Genomic DNA, 18996 nt, shown 5'->3' with positions numbered 1-18996 from the left:
CGGCCCCTCCCCGCCCCTTCCCGAAACCCTGCCGGGGGCTGGGTGGGCATGCGCGGCGTGTGCCACGCTCTCGCGCAGTTCCCCGCGCCCCTTTGAGGGGCGCGGGGAACTGCGCGGTCTTTGGCGCCCCCGGGGCAACGGCCCCCTACACCCGCTCCGTCACCTTCTCCGGCGCCGCGTCCTTGGGCGCGCCCGCGCCCGCGCCCCGCAGCGGCACCTCCCGTACGAACAGCGCCACCAGGAACACCACCAGCGCCGCCCCCGTCCCGAGCAGGAACGCCGCGTGCGTCCCGGAGGCCACCGCGTACTCGTACGCGGCCCGCACCGCGTCCGGCAGCTTCTCCATGCTCGACGCGTCCAGCTGCGCGGACTCGGCGGTCGCCGCGCCCCCGCCCCGTACCGCCATCTCGTCCTGCACCCGGGACGTGAACAGCGCGCCCATCAGCGCCACGCCGAACGACGAACCGAGCGTCCGGAACAGGGTCGTCGCGGACGACGCCGCGCCCATGTCCTTCAGCTCCACGCTGTTCTGCGCGACCAGCATGGTGATCTGCATCAGGAAGCCCATGCCGGCGCCGAGCACGATCATGTAGAGCGCGGCGGTCAGCCGCGAGGTCCCGGTGTCCATCGTGGACAGCAGGAAGAACCCGACGGTCATCAGCGCGCCGCCGGCGACCGGGAAGGCCTTGTACTTCCCGGTGTTGGTGGTGGCCCGCCCCACGAACACCGACACGATCAGCATCGCCATCAGCAGCGGCAGGAGCAGCAGCCCCGAGTTGGTCGCGGACGCGCCCTGCACGGACTGCTGGAAGAGCGGCAGGAACAGCACGGCGCCGAACATCACGAAGCCGGTGAGGAACCCCGCGGCGGACATCAGCGAGAAGTTGCGGCTGCGGAAGATGTGCAGCGGCATGATCGGCTCGGCCGCCTTCGTCTCGACGAAGAGGAAGCCGACGAGCGAGGCGACGCCGATCGCGACGAGTTCCATGATGACCGCGGAGGACCAGGCGTACTCCGTGCCGCCCCAGGTCGTGACGAGCACGATCGCGGTGATGCCGACGGTCAGCAGCGCGGCGCCGAGGTAGTCGATGCGCGGTTTGGTGGTCCGCTCGCGCTTCGGCAGGTGCAGTACGGCGGTGACCATCGCGAGCGCGACCGCGCCCAGCGGCAGGTTGATGTAGAACGACCAGCGCCAGCCGAGGTGGTCGGTGATGGTGCCGCCGACCAGCGGCCCGCCGATCATCGCGACGGCCATCACCGCGGACATCATGCCCTGGTACTTGCCGCGCTCCCGGGGCGGCACGAGGTCGCCGATGATCGCCATGACGCCGACCATCAGACCGCCGGCGCCGAGCCCCTGCACGGCCCGGAAGCCGATGAGCTGCCCCATGTCCTGGGCCATTCCGCTGAGCGCCGAGCCCACCAGGAAGACCACGATGGAGGTGAGGAAGACGCCCTTGCGCCCGAACAGGTCACCGAGCTTCCCCCAGATCGGCGTGGACGCGGCGGTGGCCAGCGTGTAGGCGGTGACCACCCACGACAGGTGCGCCATCCCGCCCAGCTCGCCGACGATCGTCGGCATGGCGGTGCCGACGATCATGTTGTCCAGCATGGCCAGCAGGATCGCGATCATCAGCGCGAGCATCACGGCCCGCACGCTGCGTTCTTCGCGTTCTTCCTTGACTTTCCCCATGGGTCCGACTCCCCCTAGACCGTCCACTTACTTGCCGCCCGGCAAGTAACTACACTGAGGGAAGGTAGGTGCCCAACTAGCCGGGCGTCAAGTAAGTAAACGAGCGAGTGAGGTCATGGGCAGCAGCACGCGCCAGCCGCGCCGCGGGGACACCCGCCTGCGCATCCAGGAGGTGGCCCTGGAACTCTTCGGCGAGCAGGGGTACGAGAAGACCTCGCTGCGCGAGATCGCCGAGCGCCTCGACGTCACCAAGGCCGCGCTGTACTACCACTTCAAGACCAAGGAAGACATCCTGGTCACCCTCTTCGAGGGCGTCGAGACGCCGGTCAACGAGCTGATCGCCTGGGCGAAGGAGCAGCCCAGGACGCTGGAGACGAAGCAGGAGATCATCCGCCGCTACGGCGAGACGCTCGTCCGGGCCGCCCCGGTCTTCCGCTTCATGCAGGAGAACCAGGGGACCGTACGGGACCTGAAGATCGGCGAGTCCTTCAAGGCCCGCGTCCTGGCCCTCGTCGACCTGCTCAAGGACCCCGACGCCAAGCTCACCTCGCACCTGCGCTGCTTCTCGGCGCTCACCACGATGCACGCGGGAACGCTGCTGCTCAACGGGGTCGAGGGGGACCCGGAGGAGAAGCACGCGGCGGTGCTCGAAGTGGCGCTCGACCTGATCGCCCAGGCGCACGAGAACCGCTGAGCCCCCGCGCGGGAAGCCGGGTTCAGACGCGCACGCCCACCGCGCGCAGGTGCGCCACCGGGTCGACCGCCGACCCGAAGCGGGGCGTGGTCCGGATCTCGAAGTGCAGGTGGGGTCCGCTGGAGTTGCCGGTGTTCCCGGAGAGCGCCACGACCTCCCCGGTCGCGACCCGCTGCCCGGGGCGCACGTCGACCCGCGACAGGTGCGCGTACTGCGAGTACGTGTCGTCGTCGTGCTTGATCACCACGGCGTTGCCGTACGCGGGGCCGTCCCCGGCGCCGTTCGCCCCCGCCTTCACGACGGTGCCCGTGTGCACGGCCACCACCCGGGTGCCCACCGGGACCGCGAAGTCCTGCCCGGAGTGCGTACGGGCCCACCGCGCGCCGCCGCTGCCGTAGCTCGCGCTCAGCACGTAGCCGCCCCCGACCGGGTCGCACCACGCCCGCGCCTTCGCCAGGGCCGCGGCCCTGGCCTTCGCCGCCGCCCTGGCCTGCGCGTCGGCCTGCGCGGCCACCGACTCGGCGGCGCCGTCGGCCGCGACCGCGCCGCCCGTGCCGAGCACCAGGACACCGGCGGCGGCAGCGACCGCCGCCGGGAAACGGCGGCGGACCTCGGTACGCGGGAACATGCGACAACCTCCAGGTGGACCGGGCAAGGGAAGAACCCGGGGCGCCTCACGCCTCCGGGCTCGCCCCACTTTGGTAACCCGGCACCCCCTTACGCCCCAAAACGCCCCACTACGACCCCGGGCCGTAGCCGCGCGCCCCGACAGGGCCTCCCACCCGCCCCCGACCGCCCCTAACCTGCCTAGTAGGCGCCGATCCGGCTGTGCGCCTTGTCACCGGCCGCGCGGCCCCGCTGTGGCCCCCGCCACTCCCCGACCCGCCCCACGAAGGAGCCCGCCATGGCCGAGAGCGCGGCAGCGACCTGGACCACCCACATCAGGGGCAAGCCGGTCCAGCTCCCCGCCACCGTCGCGGGCATCCGCGCGACCCTGCGCACCGCCGACGTCGCGTCGTTCGACGCGGAGGTCGCCCGCACCCCCGGCCAGTACCTCCACCGCGTCCTCGCCCGCTGGGCCCTGCCGCCCGAGGCGCACGCGGAGGACGCCGAGACGGTCGCCCGGCTGCGCGAGGGCGACTTCTCCGGCTGCGTGCCGCAGGACGACACCACCGCCGAGCCCCCGGCTGGAGCGGTGTGAGCGTCTACCGCATCCAGTACGCAGACCAGGCCGAGGCCGACCGCAGGGCCATGGACCGCGCGTTACGCCACCGCTTCGAAACGGCCATGACCCAGGCCCTGGGCACCGACCCGTACGGCCACGGCTCGACGGCGATCAAACACGAACGCGACTACCGCGAGATCACGGTGGGCGGCACGTTCGTCGTCTACTACGTGAGCGCGGAGGTCCTCGTCGTAACGGCCCTCCGCATCGTCCACGCCTGACTAGGATTCACCTTCCGCACCACAGCGGGCAGTTGGCGCCTCGACGAGGGGGACGGCATGAACACGAACGGCTCCGACGGCTTCGACGGAATCGAACTCGCCGACGCCATCGCGTCGCTGCGCGACCAGCTGGTCGAGGCGGCGGGACGCACGGCCGGGCAGCCCGTCGCCTTCGAAGTGGGCGACATCCAGATGGAGTTCGCACTGGAGCTGCGCAAGGAGGTCAAGGGCGGGGTCAAGGTCAAGGCGTGGGTCGTGGAGGCGGGCACCGACGCCGGCGCGTCGAGCGCCCGCACCCACCGCGTCGCCTTCACGCTCAAACCCCGGGACACCACGACCGGCGGCTCCTGGGTCGTCGGCAACGAGCAGCAGGGCGGCACCGCGCACTTCGGCACGTCATGACCGGCGCGGTCGACCGCACGGTCGTCGTCATCGGCGACGTCCAGGGCAGCGGCGTGCTCATCTCCCGCACCACCGTGCTCACCTGCGCGCACGTCGTCGGCGGCAACCCGAGCCCCGTCGTCGCCCACCCCGCGCTGTCCGGACGCCGGGCCGCCACCGTCCTGTGGACCGACGAGGCGCTCGACGTCTGCGCCCTGGACCTGAGCGAACCCCTGGTGACCGACAGCACCGGCATGCGCTGCGGCACCATCACCTCCGACGACCCGATCCCCGACTGCGTCGTCACCGGCTTCCCCGACATCCAGCGGTACGGCGCCGAGGGCCACCTCGCCCTCGACCAGTTCACCGGCACCGTCCTGCCCGCGGCGGGCCGCCCCCGCAGGGTCCTCACCTTCGGCTTCGACCAGCCGTCCGTCGCCGAGCGCACCGACGGCACCTCCCCGCTCGCGGGCCTCTCGGGATCCCCCGTCTTCGCCGGGGACGTCCTGCTCGGCATCGTCACCAGCGTCCCCAAGGGCCGCGACCACGTGCGGGTCACCGGCACCCCGCTGTCGGCCCTCGACGAACTGCGCAAGATCAGCCTCGAACCGATCGACAGCCACCACCGGCTGGACGTCCTCTACGAACGCGAGTACGCCCGCGCCGTCGACGGCGTCTACCGCCGCACCAAGATCTTCGGCCTGGACGACCTGAGCCGCCGCGAGGCCGAGTGGGACCTGGACACCGCCTACCTCAGCCTGGAGGCCGAACCGAAGTCGGCGGGCGACGCACCCGTCCCGCAGCGCATCGAACCCCTGCTCGCGGGCCGCTCCCGGGTACTGCTGCGCGGCGCCGCGGGCGCGGGCAAGACCACCCTGGTGTGGTGGCTCGCCGCCCACACCTCCGCCCGCACCATGGGCCCCTCGCTCGCCCACCTCAACGACCGCGTCCCCTTCGTCGTACCGCTGCGCTCGCTGCGCGCCCGGCAGTCCGACTTCCCCTCGCCCGACGCCCTGCCGCTCGCCGCCGGCCTGGCCGTCGAGGCGCCCCCGCCGGGCTGGGCGGGCCGCGTCCTCAGATCGGGCCGCGCCTACCTGCTGATCGACGGGCTCGACGAGGTCACGGCGGAGGACCGCGAGGAGGCGTACACCTGGCTGACCCGGCTGCTCGACCAGTACCCGAAGTCGCGCTGTCTGGTCACCGTGCGGCCGCTCGCCGTGGAGACCGACTGGCTCAAGGAGCAGGACTTCCAGGAGCTGCGGCTGCTGCCGCTGCGCGACAGCGACATCCGGGCGTTCGTCTCCGCCTGGCACCGCGCCGCCCGGTTGGAGAGCGACGAGCCGGAGGCGCTGACCGAGCTGGAGCGCGGCCTGATCCACCAGCTCAAGCAGAACGACACCCTCACCGACCTCGCCAGCACCCCGCTGCTGTGCGCGGTCATCTGCGCGCTGCACACCCGCAGGGACGGCTTCCTGCCCAGCACCCGCTGGGACCTCTACAAGTCGGCCCTGGACATGCTCCTGGGCGAGCGCGACAAGCGCCGCAAGGTCGGCCCGACCGAGGGCGTCACGCTCGGCCTCAAGGAGTCGTACGAGCTCCTCCAGGTGATCGCGGTCTGGCTGGTGCGCGGCGGCCAGAGCGAGTTCGACAAGCAGGACGCCCTGAAGCAGCTCGCCCTGGGGCTGCGCGGCATGGTCGCGACCAAGTACGCGCCCGAGGCCGTCCTGAACCACCTCCTCAACCGCAGCGGACTGCTCCAGGAACGGGCCGAGGACTCCTTCCAGTTCACCCACCGCACCTTCCAGGACTTCCTGGCGGCCAAGGAGTTCACCACCGGAGGGCACCTCAAGGAACTGCTCCAGCACGGCACCGACGACCAGTGGGAGGACGTCATCCTGCTCGCGGCGGGCCACTGCACCCGCCAGCAGCTCACCGAACTGGTCGAGGGCCTGCTGAGCAGGGCCCCCCGCCGCTCGCTGCGCAGCAACTACTCCCCCGTCCTGGCGGGCCTGTGCAGCCAGCACGGGGCGCGCCTGGACGAGGCCACGGTGGAGCGGCTGCGCAAGAGCCTCACGGCGATGCTCCCGCCCCAGCGGCACACGGTGCTGAGCCTGGCGCGGCTGGGCACCTACGTCCTCGACCTGATCCCCGCCCCGACCGGAATGTCCAAGGAGGACGTCGCCGCCTACACGGACCTGATCTCCGAGGTCGGGGGCATCGAGGCGGTGGAGTACGCGGCCCGCTTCACCGGCCATCCCGACGCGCGGGGCCCGCTGGCCAGGTACTGGTCGTACTTCCCCACCGAGCCGTACGCCCGTCAGGTGCTCTCCCGGCTCGACCTGCGCGACACGTTCCTGCTCGTCAACGAGCCCGAGGAGCTGGCCCAGCTGCCCCGCATACCCTCCGCCTGGCGGCTCACGCTGTCCGGGGCGTTCACCACCGCCCAGTTGGACGCCGCGCTCGCGGGGCGCGCGTGGTACGGGGTGCACTTCACGGCCGAGGCCGTGGAGGACCTGTCGTTCCTCGACGCCTCCCGGGGCACCCTGGGCACGCTCGGGCTCAGGGGCTCGCTGTCCCCGGAGTGCCTGGCCGCGCTCCCCCGGTTCATCGCACTGGACTCCCTGACCCTGACCGCCGGCCCCGAAACCGACTACCCCCCGCTGACGGAGATCGCCGCCGTCCCCTCCCTGCGCCAGCTCACCCTCCGCGGCGCCCCGCTCCACCGGCTCTCCGACGTACCGCCGCACCCCGGCGTCGTCCGGCTGTTCATCCACGGCGAAAGCGAGATGGACCTGCGGGGGCTGCACGACTGGAAGGCCGCCAGGCACGTCGCCCTGCTCCTCCCCGACACGCTCCGGGAACTGCTGGTCTTCGACGGCGGTCCGCCGCTGTCCCACGTCGAGTGGCTGGAGGTCCGGGTGGATCCGAGCAAGTCGTCCTGCGACCTGAGCACCGTGGTCCGGCTCTTCCCCTCGCTCAGCTGGCTCGGCCTGTCCTGCCCGCAGGGAGACCTGCCCGTGGACCTCACGCCGCTCCAGGCGGTACCGGACCTGGAGGTCGACACCTACGACCTCCCGAAGTCCCGGCTGAGGGGCCACCGCGCCTTCGGTGACCGCCTCACCGTCCGCAAGGTCCTCTGACGCACGGAAAACCGCCCCGGCCCCGTACGCGGTGCGTACGGGGCCGGGGCGGTTCCGACCGTCAGCGGCGCGTCACGCGCCCTTCGTCAGGTCCGGGCCGCCGCCTGCGGCGGACTCGATCGGGGGGACGTCGGGCAGCGCCGACTTCTCCTCGCCGCGGAACGTGAACTTCTGGTCCGCGCCCTCGCCCTCGGTGTCCACGACCACGATGTGACCGGGACGCAGCTCGCCGAAGAGGATCTTCTCGGAGAGCGTGTCCTCGATCTCGCGCTGGATGGTCCGGCGCAGCGGCCGGGCGCCCAGCACGGGGTCGTAGCCCTTCTTCGCGAGGAGCGACTTGGCGGTCGAGCTGAGCTCGATGCCCATGTCGCGGTCCTTCAGACGCTCGTCCACGCGGCCGATCATCAGGTCGACGATCTGGAGGATGTCGTCCTCGGTGAGCTGCGGGAAGACAATGATGTCGTCGACGCGGTTCAGGAACTCCGGGCGGAAGTGCTGCTTCAGCTCGTCGCTGACCTTGTTCTTCATCCGCTCGTAGTTGGTCTTCGTGTCGCCCGCGGCCGCGAAGCCGAGGTTGAAGCCCTTCGAGATGTCCCTGGTCCCGAGGTTGGTCGTCATGATGATGACCGTGTTCTTGAAGTCCACGACCCGGCCCTGGGAGTCGGTCAGGCGACCGTCCTCCAGGATCTGGAGAAGGGAATTGAAGATATCGGGGTGGGCCTTCTCGACCTCGTCGAAGAGGACGACGGAGAACGGCTTGCGGCGCACCTTCTCGGTGAGCTGGCCGCCCTCTTCGTAACCCACGTATCCGGGGGGCGAACCGAAGAGGCGGGAAACCGTGTGCTTCTCGCTGAACTCCGACATGTCGAGGGAGATCATCGCGTCCTCGTCGCCGAAGAGGAATTCGGCGAGCGACTTCGACAGCTCGGTCTTACCGACACCGGACGGACCGGCGAAGATGAACGAGCCGCCGGGACGCTTCGGGTCCTTCAGGCCGGCGCGCGTACGGCGAATGGCCTTCGAAAGGGCCTTGACGGCGTCCTTCTGACCGATGACGCGCTTGTGGAGTTCGTCCTCCATGCGCAGGAGCCTGCTGGACTCCTCCTCGGTCAGCTTGAAGACCGGAATGCCCGTCGCGGTCGCGAGGACCTCGGCGATCAGCTCGCCGTCGACCTCGGCGACGACGTCCATGTCGCCGGCCTTCCACTCCTTCTCGCGCTTGGCCTTCGCGGCGAGGAGCTGCTTCTCCTTGTCGCGCAGGGACGCGGCCTTCTCGAAGTCCTGCGAGTCGATCGCGGACTCCTTGTCCCGGCGGACGCCGGCGATCTTCTCGTCGAACTCGCGGAGGTCCGGCGGCGCGGTCATCCGGCGGATGCGCATGCGGGATCCGGCCTCGTCGATCAGGTCGATCGCCTTGTCCGGCAGGAAGCGGTCCGAGATGTACCGGTCGGCCAGGGTCGCGGCCTGGACCAGCGCCTCGTCGGTGATGGAGACGCGGTGGTGCGCCTCGTACCGGTCGCGCAGGCCCTTGAGGATCTCGATGGTGTGCGGCAGCGACGGCTCCGCGACCTGGATGGGCTGGAAGCGGCGCTCCAGCGCGGCGTCCTTCTCCAGGTACTTGCGGTACTCGTCGAGCGTCGTCGCACCGATCGTCTGGAGCTCGCCGCGGGCCAGCATCGGCTTGAGGATGCTGGCGGCGTCGATCGCGCCCTCGGCGGCGCCCGCACCCACGAGGGTGTGGAGCTCGTCGATGAACAGGATGATGTCGCCGCGGGTGCGGATCTCCTTGAGGACCTTCTTCAGGCGCTCCTCGAAGTCACCGCGGTAGCGGGATCCGGCGACGAGCGCGCCGAGGTCCAGGGTGTAGAGGTGCTTGTCCTTGAGGGTCTCGGGCACCTCGCCCTTGACGATGGCCTGGGCCAGTCCCTCGACGACGGCGGTCTTGCCGACGCCGGGCTCGCCGATGAGGACCGGGTTGTTCTTCGTGCGGCGCGACAGGACCTGCATGACGCGCTCGATCTCCTTCTCGCGCCCGATGACCGGGTCGAGCTTGGACTCACGGGCGGCCTGCGTCAGGTTGCGGCCGAACTGGTCGAGCACCAGGGACGTGGAGGGCGTGCCCTCGGCAGGGCCGCCGGCGGTGGCGGCTTCCTTGCCCTGGTAGCCGGAGAGCAGCTGGATGACCTGCTGCCGCACCCGGTTGAGGTCGGCGCCCAGCTTCACGAGGACCTGGGCGGCGACGCCCTCGCCCTCGCGGATCAGGCCGAGCAGGATGTGCTCGGTGCCGATGTAGTTGTGGCCCAGCTGCAGGGCCTCTCGGAGCGACAGCTCCAGGACCTTCTTGGCACGGGGCGTGAAGGGGATGTGCCCGGACGGGGCCTGCTGGCCCTGGCCGATGATCTCCTCCACCTGCTGGCGGACCGCCTCAAGAGAAATCCCGAGGCTCTCCAGGGCCTTAGCGGCGACACCCTCACCCTCGTGGATAAGGCCCAGGAGGATGTGCTCGGTGCCGATGTAGTTGTGGTTGAGCATCCGGGCTTCTTCCTGAGCCAGGACGACAACCCGCCGCGCGCGGTCGGTGAACCTCTCGAACATCGTTAATCGCTCCTCAGAGCGGTCAGGCAGTAAAGGGGTCGGTCCCCTCCCTGTCCTTCCGCAGCTTAGTCCCGCAAGCGGGGACCGCTCATTCCAACTGCCGACACCCGGCCGAGAACCTGGGGGCCTCCAGACCCCGAACGCCGACAACTGCTCCAACCCGATGGTGCGAGACGATGTTCCCGCAGGCCAGGCAGATACCCCTGTCTTCACTACGCCCGTGGCGAACGTGAGACGCGCCGACCGGCGTGTCGCCCCTCTCCACTAGGAATGTCTTACCCGTAAGCACTGACACTCCATGCGGCGCACGCCGGTTCCCTCAGCTACGGGCGAACACCCTTGCGCTCTTGTTGACACGCGCGCGCCCCCGGAGCGGACACGTTCCGCGTACGGTCGCGGACGCTGCGTAACCCGGTGGCGCCGGACGCAGTTGCTCCGGACATGGCCATCACTGTCCCGATTCCGCGCGCGCCTCGTCCCGGCCCTCCCGGCGGCATCGCCGAGTGGTACGAGAACGAGCTGGGCTGGGCCACGGCGCAGGCCCCGGGCGACTCGCCCGTGCAGCTCGTGACCGGGCTCAGGTTCGACGTGCTGGAGCTGCCCGCCGACGCGGGCCACGCGGTGCTGCGGCGCTGCGGCGGGACGGGCCCCGTGGCCCTCATGGGGCAGCGGATGCGGATCCTGCTGGCGGCCGGGAGCGCCGACGAGGTGCCCGGCCTCCTGGAGTGGCTGGAGTGGGGCGGGGTGGCGCTCGACCTGACGGCCGTGGGCGCGGGGGGCAGGATCACCGCCCCCGTGCCGCCCGCTCCGGCGGATCGGCCCGCGGGCGGCCCGGCCGGTGCGCAGGGGACCGCTCGCTGGCTGCGGCCCCCCGAGCCGCGGCGCGAGGTGGAGCCGGTGCTCCCCGCCTTCACCGGCTTCGCCCGTGCGGGAGCGGGGGGCAGTCGAGCGTCGGGCGCCCCCGATCTCGTACGGCTCGTGGACGCGGCGGCCACCGAGTGCCACCGGGTCCGGTTGACGCGCGGTGCGCGTCGCGGTGCTCAGCCGTTGGCCTTCTCGTAGGCCTCGCGGATCTCGGCCGGGACGCGGCCCCGGTCGTTCACGTTGTAGCCGTTCTCCTTGGCCCACTTGCGGATCTCGGCGGTGTCCTTGTTGCCGCCGACGCCCGCGCGCGCCTTGCCGCGACCGGTGGACGCACGGCCACCGGTGCGACGGCCGCCCTTGGTGTACGGCTCGAGAAGACCTCGCAGCTTGTCCGCGTTGGCGGTGGTGAGGTCGATCTCGTACGTCTTGCCGTCCAGCGCGAACGTCACCGTCTCGTCCGCCTCGCCGCCGTCGAGGTCATCGACAAGAAGGACCTGAACCTTCTGTGCCACCGGATTTCCTTTCATCGAAAATGCAGTACGCGGAAAGGAAACCGCTTTTGCCTGGAAAACACAAACCCCTGGCAGAGGTTCAGGAGCACAAGAACGCGGGAAACATGCGCGATTCGGACATAGGGATCCGCACCGCTTCCGACCGGGTTCTGACCGCTTCTGACGATCACAGGTGCAGAAGCATCCGAGTGTTACCCAAGGTGTTCGGCTTCACTCGTTCGAGACCCAGGAACTCGGCGACGCCCTCGTCATAGGAACGCAGGAGCTCGGTGTAGACATCTCCGCCGACCGGAGAGCCGTCGATCTCCTCGAACCCGTGCTTCGCGAAGAAGCCGACTTCGAAGGTGAGACAGAAAACCCGGCGCACGCCGAGCCAGCGGGCGGTCTGCAGCAACTTGTCAAGCACTTGATGCCCCACTCCGCCGCCCTTGACGGACGGGTCGACGGCGAGAGTGCGTACTTCGGCGAGGTCTTCCCACATCACGTGGAGAGCTCCGCAGCCGATGACGCCGGCGTCCCCGTCGCGTTCCGCGACCCAGAACTCCTGGATGGACTCGTAAAGCGTGACCGTCGCTTTGTCGAGGAGGATGCCTTGGTCGGTGTACCCGTCGAGGAGGTCGCGGATCGCGGGCACATCGGTGGTCCTGGCCCGGCGCACGGTGATGTCTTTTGCTGGCGGCGTGAGCGGCGTGAGCGACATGCCGGGACGCTATCGCCCCGCGTTCGGCGCGGTGTCGGCGGGAGCCGGAGAGGCGGGTTCCCGTTCCCCCGGGGCTTCCGGGGCTTCCTGCGGGGAGTCCTGGACCATCCGCACCGCCGCCTGCAGGTCTTCGCGCTGCTCGGCCGACATCATCCCGAAGAAGGCGACCAGGGCCGCGGCGGGATTGTCGCTCTTGGACCAGGCCTCGTTCATCAGTGCGGCCGAGTAGGCGGCGCGGGTGGAGACCGCCGTATAGCGATATGCGCGGCCGTCGACTTCCCGGCGCACCCAGCCCTTCTGATGGAGATTGTCCATTACGGTCATGACCGTGGTGTAGGCGATGGACCGTTCCCGCTGAAGGTCTTCGAGCACTTCCCGGACGGTGACCGGCCGGTTCCATTGCCAGACGCGCGTCATGACGGCGTCTTCCAGCTCTCCCAATTGGCGCGGCACAGCGACACCATAGTGGCAGATGCCCGGAATGGCTGGTTATTTGCGGAGCAAAAGGGCGCACGGCGCGGGAATGGCCGTACGCCCTCGGGGGCGGCTAGGCGGCGTCGCCGGTCTTCGGCCGCGCCGCCTCCGCACGGGCGAGCGCCGCGTCCACCGCGGCGTCCTCCTTGGCCTTGTTCGGGCCGCCCTGGGTCTTGACGATCGTGACGATGAGCCAGATGAAGAAGCCGGCCATCACGACGGGGGGAAGGAGCGCGGATACGTAGTCCATGCCTTCAGGGTAGCCAGGACCCGTCCGGCGCTAGCCCGCGGCCCGCTCCTGCGGCGGGGGCGCGGGGCGGCGGCGCGGCGGGAAGACCTCCGACGGCTTCGGTACGGGGCGTTCGGCGGGGGCCGGGTCCGAGGGGCCGGGCCTGGGGTCGTCGGCCGCCCTGCCGCCGGGCAGGGCGAGCAGGCGGGTGCGCGGGCCCGGGGTCGCCGCGCGGGCGCGGGAGGAGGCCGTGGCGCCCGCCAGACGGGCGCGCACCGAGCGTTCGGCGAGGGTCTGGCAGCGGCCGAGGAGCACGGCGCCGACGGGGTTGGCGCGCAGGGTGCGCAGCGCGGCCAGGTCCTCGGGGGCGGGGTCGTAGCCAGCGGCCAGGGCGTCCTGGAGGAGCTCCAGGTAGCCGGGGGCCGCGGCGGGCAGGGAGGCGCGGTAGCGGGCGAGGTCGGCGAGGAGGAAGGCGCGCAGCCTGCCCGCCTCGCGCACCGCGTCGTCCACGGAGTCCGCGAGGCGCAGGCAGTCCTGAACGTCCTCGTCGGCGAGCGGGGCGGGGTGCAGGGCGTGGGCGAGGGCTCGGCGGAGCACGCGCAGCTCGTCCGAGCCGAAGGCCATGCCGCCCCGGGATCCGTATGGCGTGGGCATGAAACGACGATACGTGCTAAATGGACAAAATCGGGTTAATTGCCCCGTAGGCGTGGCGGCGGCCCGGTCGCACCGGACGCGGGCCGCCGCCCGCCCCGCCTCACATGCGCGCGACGTTCCGCTCGTACACCAGGCGCAGCCCTATCAGCGTCAGCCACGGCTCGTGCTCGTCGATCTGCTCCGCCTCGCCGAGCACCATCGGCGCGAGCCCGCCCGTCGCGATCACCGTGACGTCGTCCGGGTCCCCGGCGGGGCCCGCCAGCTCGCGCTTCATGCGCCGTACGACCCCGTCGACCTGGCCCGCGTACCCGTAGACGATCCCGGACTGCATGGCCTCGACCGTGTTCTTGCCGATCGCGCGGTGCGGGCGGGCCAGCTCGATCTTGCGCAGCTGCGCGCCCTTGACGCCCAGCGCCTCGACGGAGATCTCTATGCCGGGGGCGATGACCCCGCCCACGTACTCGCCCTTGGCGCTGACCGCGTCGAAGGTCGTCGCCGTGCCGAAGTCCACGACGATCGCCGGTCCCCCGTACAGCTCCACGGCCGCCACCGAGTTGATGATGCGGTCCGCGCCGACCTCCTTGGGGTTGTCGGTGAGGACCGGGACGCCCGTCTTGATGCCGGGCTCCACGATGACGGCCGGGACGTCGCCGTAGTAGCGGCGGGTCACCTCGCGCAGCTCGTGCAGCACGGAGGGGACGGTGGCGCAGATCGCGATGCCGTCGATGCCGTCGCCGAGCTCCACGCCCAGCAGCGGGTGCATCCCCATCAGGCCGTTGAGCAGGACCGCGAGCTCGTCGGCGGTGCGGCGCGGGTCGGTGGAGACCCGCCAGTGCTCGACGATCTCCTCGCCGTCGAAGAGGCCGAGGACGGTGTGGGTGTTGCCGACGTCGATGGTCAGGAGCATCGCTTACGCCGCCTCGCGCAGGTCGAGGCCGATGTCGAGGATCGGGGACGAGTGGGTGAGCCCGCCGACCGCGAGGAAGTCCACGCCGGTCTCGGCGTAGGCGCGGGCGGTGTCCAGGGTGAGGCGGCCCGAGGACTCCAGGACCGCGCGGCCCGCGACGAGCGCGACGGCCTCGGCGGTCAGCTCCGGGGTGAAGTTGTCCAGCAGGATCAGGTCGGCGCCCGCCGCCAGGACCTCGGTGACCTGGTCGAGGGTGTCGACCTCGACCTCGATCGGCACGTTCGGGAAGGCCTCGCGGACCAGCTTGAACGCCTGGGCCACGCCGCCCGCCGCGACCACGTGGTTGTCCTTGACCAGGGCCGCGTCCCAGAGCGACATGCGGTGGTTGACGCCGCCGCCGCAGCGCACCGCGAACTTCTCCAGGGCGCGCAGCCCAGGCGTCGTCTTGCGGGTGTCGCGGACCTTGGCCCCGGTGCCCTCCAGGGCGTCGGCCCACGCGCGCGTGGCCGTCGCGATGCCCGACAGGCGGCACAGCAGGTTGAGCGCCGAGCGCTCGCCGGTCAGCAGGTCGCGGGTGCGGGTGGTGACCGACAGGAGCTTCTGCCCGGCCTCGACGCGGTCGCCGTCCTCGACGTGCCGCTCGACCTCGAACTCCTCGGTGCAGACGATGGACAGCACCGCCTCGGCGACGCGCAGGCCCGCGACCGTGCCCGCCTCGCGGGCGGTGAAGTCGCCGGTGGCGACGGCCGTCTCGGGGACCGTGGCGACGGTGGTGACGTCCACGCCGCCGTCCAGGTCCTCGCCGAGCGCGACGTGCGCGACGTCCTCGACCTGGACCGGGTCGAGCCCGGCGTCCAGCAGGAGCTGCGCGAGGTGCGGGTCGAGGCCGCACTCGACCTCGGCGTAGCCGTCCTCGTCGTCCCCGCCGCCCGAACAGCCGCAGCCGTCGCCGCAGCCGCTCGCCGCGGGCTCGCTGATCTGGATGACCGGTACGTCCACGGGGAGCGGACGGTCTTCGGGGGTGCTCACGGTTGCTGCTCCCTGGCGTGGTCGGTGGTTGGGGGGAACTGGGTCGATGCGGTACGGGTGACCGTCAGGCCGCGGTCGTGCGCCAGGCGCACCACCAGGTGGCGGCGCCACTGCTCGTCGTCGCGCTCCGGGCGGTCCTCGCGCCAGTGGCAGCCCCTGGTCTCGGCGCGCTCGCCGGCGGCGGCGACCAGGACGCGGGCCACGCACAGCAGGTTGGTGGTCTCCCACGCCTCCACGCCGGGCTCGGCCTCCTTGGCGGGGGCCGCGCTCCCGCCGCGCAGCTCGTCCAGCGCGCGGGCCGCGGCGGCGAGGCTGCCCGCCGAGCGCAGCACTCCGGCGCCCGCGGTCATGATGCGCTGGATCTGCGGGCGCACGGCGGGGTCCAGGAGCGTGAGGGGGCTGCGGGTCGGGGCGACGCTCTCGCCCGCGCCGCGCGGCCCGTGCTCCGCGGCGTCCCGCGCGATGTCCGCCGCGATGCGCTCCGCGAAGACCAGGCCCTCCAGGAGGGAGTTGGACGCCAGCCTGTTCGCGCCGTGCACGCCCGTGCAGGCGACCTCTCCGCAGGCGTACAGGCCGGGGACGGTGGTGCGGCCGTGCAGGTCCGTGCGGACGCCGCCGGACGCGTAGTGCGCGGCCGGGGAGACCGGGACGGGCTCGGTCACCGGGTCGATGCCGTGCGCCCGGCAGGCGGCCAGGATCGTGGGGAAGCGGCGCTCCCACATCTCGGCGCCGAAGTGCCGCGCGTCCAGGTACATGTGCTCGGCGTTCTGGAGCTGCATGCGGCGGGTGATCGCCTTGGCGACGATGTCGCGCGGGGCCAGCTCGGCGAGTTCGTGCTGGCCGAGCATGAAGCGGGTGCCCGACGCGTCGACGAGGTGGGCGCCCTCGCCCCGTACGGCCTCCGAGATCAGCGGCTGCTGGCCCTCGGCGCCCGGACCCAGGAAGAGCACGGTCGGGTGGAACTGGACGAACTCCAGGTCCGAGACCTCCGCCCCGGCGCGCAGCGCGAGCGCCACGCCGTCGCCGGTGGAGACCGCGGGGTTGGTGGTGGCCGAGAAGACCTGGCCCATGCCGCCGGTGGCGAGCACCACGGCCGGGGCGTGGACGGCGCCGACGCCGTCGTGCTGGCCCTCGCCCATGACGTGCAGCGTGATGCCGGTCGTACGGCCTTCCGCGTCCGTCAGCAGGTCCAGGACCAGCGCGTTCTCGATCGTGCGCACGGCCGCCGCCTGGACCGCGTCGACCAGGGCGCGGGAGATCTCGGCGCCCGTCGCGTCGCCGCCCGCGTGCGCGATGCGGTTGCGGTGGTGGCCGCCCTCGCGGGTCAGCGCGATCGCGCCCTCGGGCGTCTCGTCGAAGCGCGCGCCCGTCTCGATGAGCCTGCGGACCGCGTCGGGGCCCTCGGTGACCAGGAGGCGCACGGCCTCCTCGTCGCACAGGCCCGCGCCCGCCACGAGGGTGTCGTCCAGGTGCTGCTCGGGGGTGTCGCCCTCGCCGATCGCCGCGGCTATGCCGCCCTGCGCCCAGCGCGTGGAGCCGTCGTCCAGGCGGGCCTTGGTGACGACGACGGTGCGCAGGCTGGCGGCCGTGCAGCGCAGGGCCGCGGTGAGGCCCGCGACGCCGGAGCCCACGACGACGACGTCCGCGTCGATGGCCCAGCCCGGGGCGGGGGCGGTCAGCCGTATGCCGGTCACGCGGGGACTCCTCACGAGGGGGTGCCGAAGGTCAGCGGGATGTTGTCGATGAGCCGGGTCGAGCCGACCCGGGCGGCGACCGCGAGGACCGCGTCGCCGGTGTGCGCGTCGACGACGTCGGAGAAGTCGGCGGGGTCGATCAGGGCGAGGTAGTCCAGCACCAGCGGGGGCGTCGCCTTCGCCGCTTCGGCGAGGACCGTCAGGGCGGCTCCGCGGACCGTGAGGGCGCCGTCGGCACCGGCGTGGGTCACCGCGTGCGTGTCGGCCGCGGCGCGGGACTCGCCGAGCGCGGAGAGCGCGGCGGCCCTGCCGGGCGGCGCGGCCTCGGACTCGGCGCGCGCCTTGAGCGCCTGCTGGGCGGCGAGGCGGTCGCGGGCCGCGAAGAGCGCGGCGGACAGCGCGAGGGCGGTGCGGCGCTCGGCCGCGGAGAGGTAGCGGTTGCGGGAGGAGAGCGCGAGGCCGTCCTCCTCGCGGACCGTGGGGACGCCGACGATCTCCACGGGGAAGTTCAGGTCGCGGACCATGCGGCGGATCAGGGCGAGCTGCTGGGCGTCCTTCTGGCCGAAGAGCGCCAGGTCGGGGCGGGTGAGGTGGAGCAGCTTGGCGACGACGGTGAGCATTCCGTCGAAGTGCCCGGGGCGGGAGGCCCCCTCCAGGCGCTCGCCCATGGGCCCCGCGGTGATCCGCACCTGCGGCTCGCCGCCCGGGTAGACCTCGTCGACCGGGGGCGCGAAGACCAGGTCGGCGCCCGCCGCGCGGGCCAGCTCCACGTCGGCGTCCAGGGTGCGGGGGTAGCGGTCCAGGTCCTCGCCCGCGCCGAACTGGAGCGGGTTGACGAAGACCGTGACGACGACCTGTCCTTCGGGGCCCGCGAGGGCGCGGGCCCTGCGGACCAGGGTCGCGTGCCCCTCGTGCAGGGCGCCCATGGTCATGACGACGGCGCGCCGGCCGGTGCGGGGCAGGGCCTCCAGCTCGGCCGCGGTGCGCACGGGGGCGGGGGGCGCCGCCGGGGTGGTGGGGGTGGGGGGTGTCACCGGGGGTCTCCTTCCGCGAGGACGCCCAGCAGGTCCTCCGCCAGTTCCGGCTTGAGCATGCCGTGCGCCAGCGCGCGGTCGGCGGTCGTACGGGCCATGGCGAGGTAACCGGCGACGGCGCCCGGCGCGTGCTTGCGCAGCTCTTCCACGTGCGCCGCGACGGTGCCCGCGTCGCCGCGCGCCACGGGTCCGGTCAGGGCGGAGTCGCCGGAGCGCAGGGCGTTGTCCAGGGCGGCGCCGAGCAGCGGGCCGAGCATCCGGGAGGGGGCGCTCACGCCTGCGGCGGTCAGCAGCTCCATGGCCTGGGCGACCAGGGTCACCAGGTGGTTCGCGCCGAGCGCGAGGGCCGCGTGGTAGAGCGGGCGGGCCTCTTCGGCGATCCACTCGGGCTCGCCGCCCATCTCGATGACCAGCGCCTCCGCGGCCAGCCGCAGCTGCTCGGGGGCGGTCACGCCGAAGGAGCAGCCCGCGAGGCGCTGGACGTCGACGGAGGTGCCGGTGAACGTCATCGCGGGGTGCAGCGCGAGCGGCAGGGCTCCGGCGCGCAGGGCGGGGTCCAGGACTCCGGTGCCGTACCGCCCCGAGGTGTGCACGAGGAGCTGTCCCGGGCGTACGGCGCCGGTCTCCACGAGCCCTTCGACCAGGCCGGGCAGGGCGTCGTCGGGGACGGTGAGCAGGACCAGCTCGGCGCGCGCCAGGACCTCGGCGGGCGGCACGAGCGGCACGTCGGGCAGGAGCGCGGCGGCCCTGCGCACGGACGCGTCCGAGACGCCGGAGACCGCGACGGGGCGGTGCCCGGCGAGCCGGAGCGCGGCGGCGAGCGCGGGGCCCACGCGGCCGGCGCCGACGACGCCGACGGTGAGGCGCGCGGGGCGGTCCTGCGGGGAGTCCGCTGCGGGTGTGGGGGCTGATGGTGCGTTCACGCGGGCGGTGGCCTTCCGTTCCAGTCC

At 72.1% G+C, this 18996-nt stretch carries 19 protein-coding genes; 6 read left to right on the top strand and 13 right to left on the bottom strand.

What is annotated here, in order from left to right; genetic code table 11:
* Positions 1-145 precede the first annotated feature (145 nt).
* The gene (locus ACIBNE_RS33430; protein WP_399278315.1) at positions 146-1693 is read right to left on the bottom strand and encodes an MDR family MFS transporter; all 1548 of its coding nucleotides are present in this window, start codon (positions 1691-1693) and stop codon (positions 146-148) included.
* Positions 1694-1808: 115 nt separating this feature from the next.
* Between ACIBNE_RS33430 and ACIBNE_RS33425 the strand changes: the two genes are divergently transcribed.
* Positions 1809-2387 (top strand): TetR/AcrR family transcriptional regulator, encoded by a 579-nt coding sequence (locus tag ACIBNE_RS33425; protein WP_399278313.1) that lies wholly within the window; start codon positions 1809-1811, stop codon positions 2385-2387.
* A 22-nt stretch (positions 2388-2409) separates the two neighbouring features.
* On the opposite strand, the gene ACIBNE_RS33420 is transcribed toward ACIBNE_RS33425, so the two are convergent.
* Positions 2410-3015: a M23 family metallopeptidase gene (locus tag ACIBNE_RS33420; RefSeq protein WP_399278311.1), complete on the bottom strand. Its 606-nt coding sequence runs from the start codon at positions 3013-3015 to the stop codon at positions 2410-2412.
* A 276-nt stretch (positions 3016-3291) separates the two neighbouring features.
* Here ACIBNE_RS33420 and ACIBNE_RS33415 point away from each other — a divergent pair, with 276 nt between their 5' ends.
* From ACIBNE_RS33415 to ACIBNE_RS33400, 4 genes are read left to right on the top strand one after another with little or no spacing between them, the layout of a single operon-like run.
* Positions 3292-3588: a hypothetical protein gene (locus ACIBNE_RS33415; protein WP_399278309.1), complete on the top strand. Its 297-nt coding sequence runs from the start codon at positions 3292-3294 to the stop codon at positions 3586-3588.
* A complete protein-coding gene (locus tag ACIBNE_RS33410) occupies positions 3585-3833 on the top strand; it encodes a type II toxin-antitoxin system RelE/ParE family toxin (RefSeq protein WP_399278307.1) in 249 nt (82 codons plus the stop codon). Before ACIBNE_RS33415 ends, ACIBNE_RS33410 begins: the two co-directional genes overlap by 4 nt.
* 57 nt (positions 3834-3890) lie before the next feature.
* The gene (locus ACIBNE_RS33405) at positions 3891-4235 is read left to right on the top strand and encodes a trypco2 family protein (protein ID WP_399278305.1); all 345 of its coding nucleotides are present in this window, start codon (positions 3891-3893) and stop codon (positions 4233-4235) included.
* Positions 4232-7354, top strand: coding sequence for an NACHT domain-containing protein (locus ACIBNE_RS33400; protein ID WP_399278303.1), 3123 nt, complete (start codon positions 4232-4234; stop codon positions 7352-7354). The genes ACIBNE_RS33405 and ACIBNE_RS33400 overlap by 4 nt, the downstream gene beginning before the upstream one ends.
* A gap of 72 nt (positions 7355-7426) precedes the next feature.
* On the opposite strand, the gene ACIBNE_RS33395 is transcribed toward ACIBNE_RS33400, so the two are convergent.
* Positions 7427-9949, bottom strand: coding sequence for an ATP-dependent Clp protease ATP-binding subunit (locus tag ACIBNE_RS33395; protein WP_399278301.1), 2523 nt, complete (start codon positions 9947-9949; stop codon positions 7427-7429).
* Between the two features lie 441 nt (positions 9950-10390).
* Between ACIBNE_RS33395 and ACIBNE_RS33390 the strand changes: the two genes are divergently transcribed.
* Positions 10391-11011, top strand: coding sequence for an SCO3374 family protein (locus ACIBNE_RS33390; protein WP_399278300.1), 621 nt, complete (start codon positions 10391-10393; stop codon positions 11009-11011).
* Here ACIBNE_RS33390 and ACIBNE_RS33385 read toward each other — a convergent pair.
* The 10 genes from ACIBNE_RS33385 to ACIBNE_RS33340 all read right to left on the bottom strand — a co-directional run bounded on the left by ACIBNE_RS33385 (position 10990) and on the right by ACIBNE_RS33340 (position 18969).
* Positions 10990-11325: an Lsr2 family protein gene (locus ACIBNE_RS33385; protein WP_399278298.1), complete on the bottom strand. Its 336-nt coding sequence runs from the start codon at positions 11323-11325 to the stop codon at positions 10990-10992. The genes ACIBNE_RS33390 and ACIBNE_RS33385 overlap by 22 nt on opposite strands.
* Before the next feature lie 166 nt (positions 11326-11491).
* Entirely contained in the window at positions 11492-12025 is a 534-nt protein-coding gene (locus ACIBNE_RS33380) for an amino-acid N-acetyltransferase (RefSeq protein ID WP_399278296.1), read from the bottom strand.
* A 9-nt stretch (positions 12026-12034) separates the two neighbouring features.
* Positions 12035-12478 (bottom strand): BlaI/MecI/CopY family transcriptional regulator, encoded by a 444-nt coding sequence (locus tag ACIBNE_RS33375; protein ID WP_399278293.1) that lies wholly within the window; start codon positions 12476-12478, stop codon positions 12035-12037.
* Between the two features lie 94 nt (positions 12479-12572).
* The gene (locus ACIBNE_RS33370; protein ID WP_399278291.1) at positions 12573-12749 is read right to left on the bottom strand and encodes a hypothetical protein; all 177 of its coding nucleotides are present in this window, start codon (positions 12747-12749) and stop codon (positions 12573-12575) included.
* A 30-nt stretch (positions 12750-12779) separates the two neighbouring features.
* Entirely contained in the window at positions 12780-13352 is a 573-nt protein-coding gene (locus ACIBNE_RS33365) for a hypothetical protein (protein ID WP_399278382.1), read from the bottom strand.
* A 130-nt stretch (positions 13353-13482) separates the two neighbouring features.
* Entirely contained in the window at positions 13483-14289 is an 807-nt protein-coding gene (locus ACIBNE_RS33360) for a type III pantothenate kinase (protein WP_399278290.1), read from the bottom strand.
* Between the two features lie 3 nt (positions 14290-14292).
* A complete protein-coding gene (nadC, locus tag ACIBNE_RS33355) occupies positions 14293-15318 on the bottom strand; it encodes a carboxylating nicotinate-nucleotide diphosphorylase (RefSeq protein ID WP_399278288.1) in 1026 nt (341 codons plus the stop codon).
* Positions 15315-17012: an L-aspartate oxidase gene (locus tag ACIBNE_RS33350; RefSeq protein ID WP_399278286.1), complete on the bottom strand. Its 1698-nt coding sequence runs from the start codon at positions 17010-17012 to the stop codon at positions 15315-15317. Before ACIBNE_RS33350 ends, nadC begins: the two co-directional genes overlap by 4 nt.
* An 11-nt stretch (positions 17013-17023) precedes the next feature.
* A complete protein-coding gene (panC, locus tag ACIBNE_RS33345) occupies positions 17024-18046 on the bottom strand; it encodes a pantoate--beta-alanine ligase (RefSeq protein WP_399278284.1) in 1023 nt (340 codons plus the stop codon).
* The gene (locus ACIBNE_RS33340; RefSeq protein ID WP_399278282.1) at positions 18043-18969 is read right to left on the bottom strand and encodes a Rossmann-like and DUF2520 domain-containing protein; all 927 of its coding nucleotides are present in this window, start codon (positions 18967-18969) and stop codon (positions 18043-18045) included. The genes panC and ACIBNE_RS33340 overlap by 4 nt, the downstream gene beginning before the upstream one ends.
* Between the last annotated feature and the right edge of the window lie 27 nt (positions 18970-18996).

It is taken from the genome of Streptomyces sp. NPDC050504 (assembly GCF_044458065.1).
GTDB lineage: Bacteria > Actinomycetota > Actinomycetes > Streptomycetales > Streptomycetaceae > Streptomyces.
This window is presented reverse-complemented; position numbering and strand designations above follow the sequence as displayed.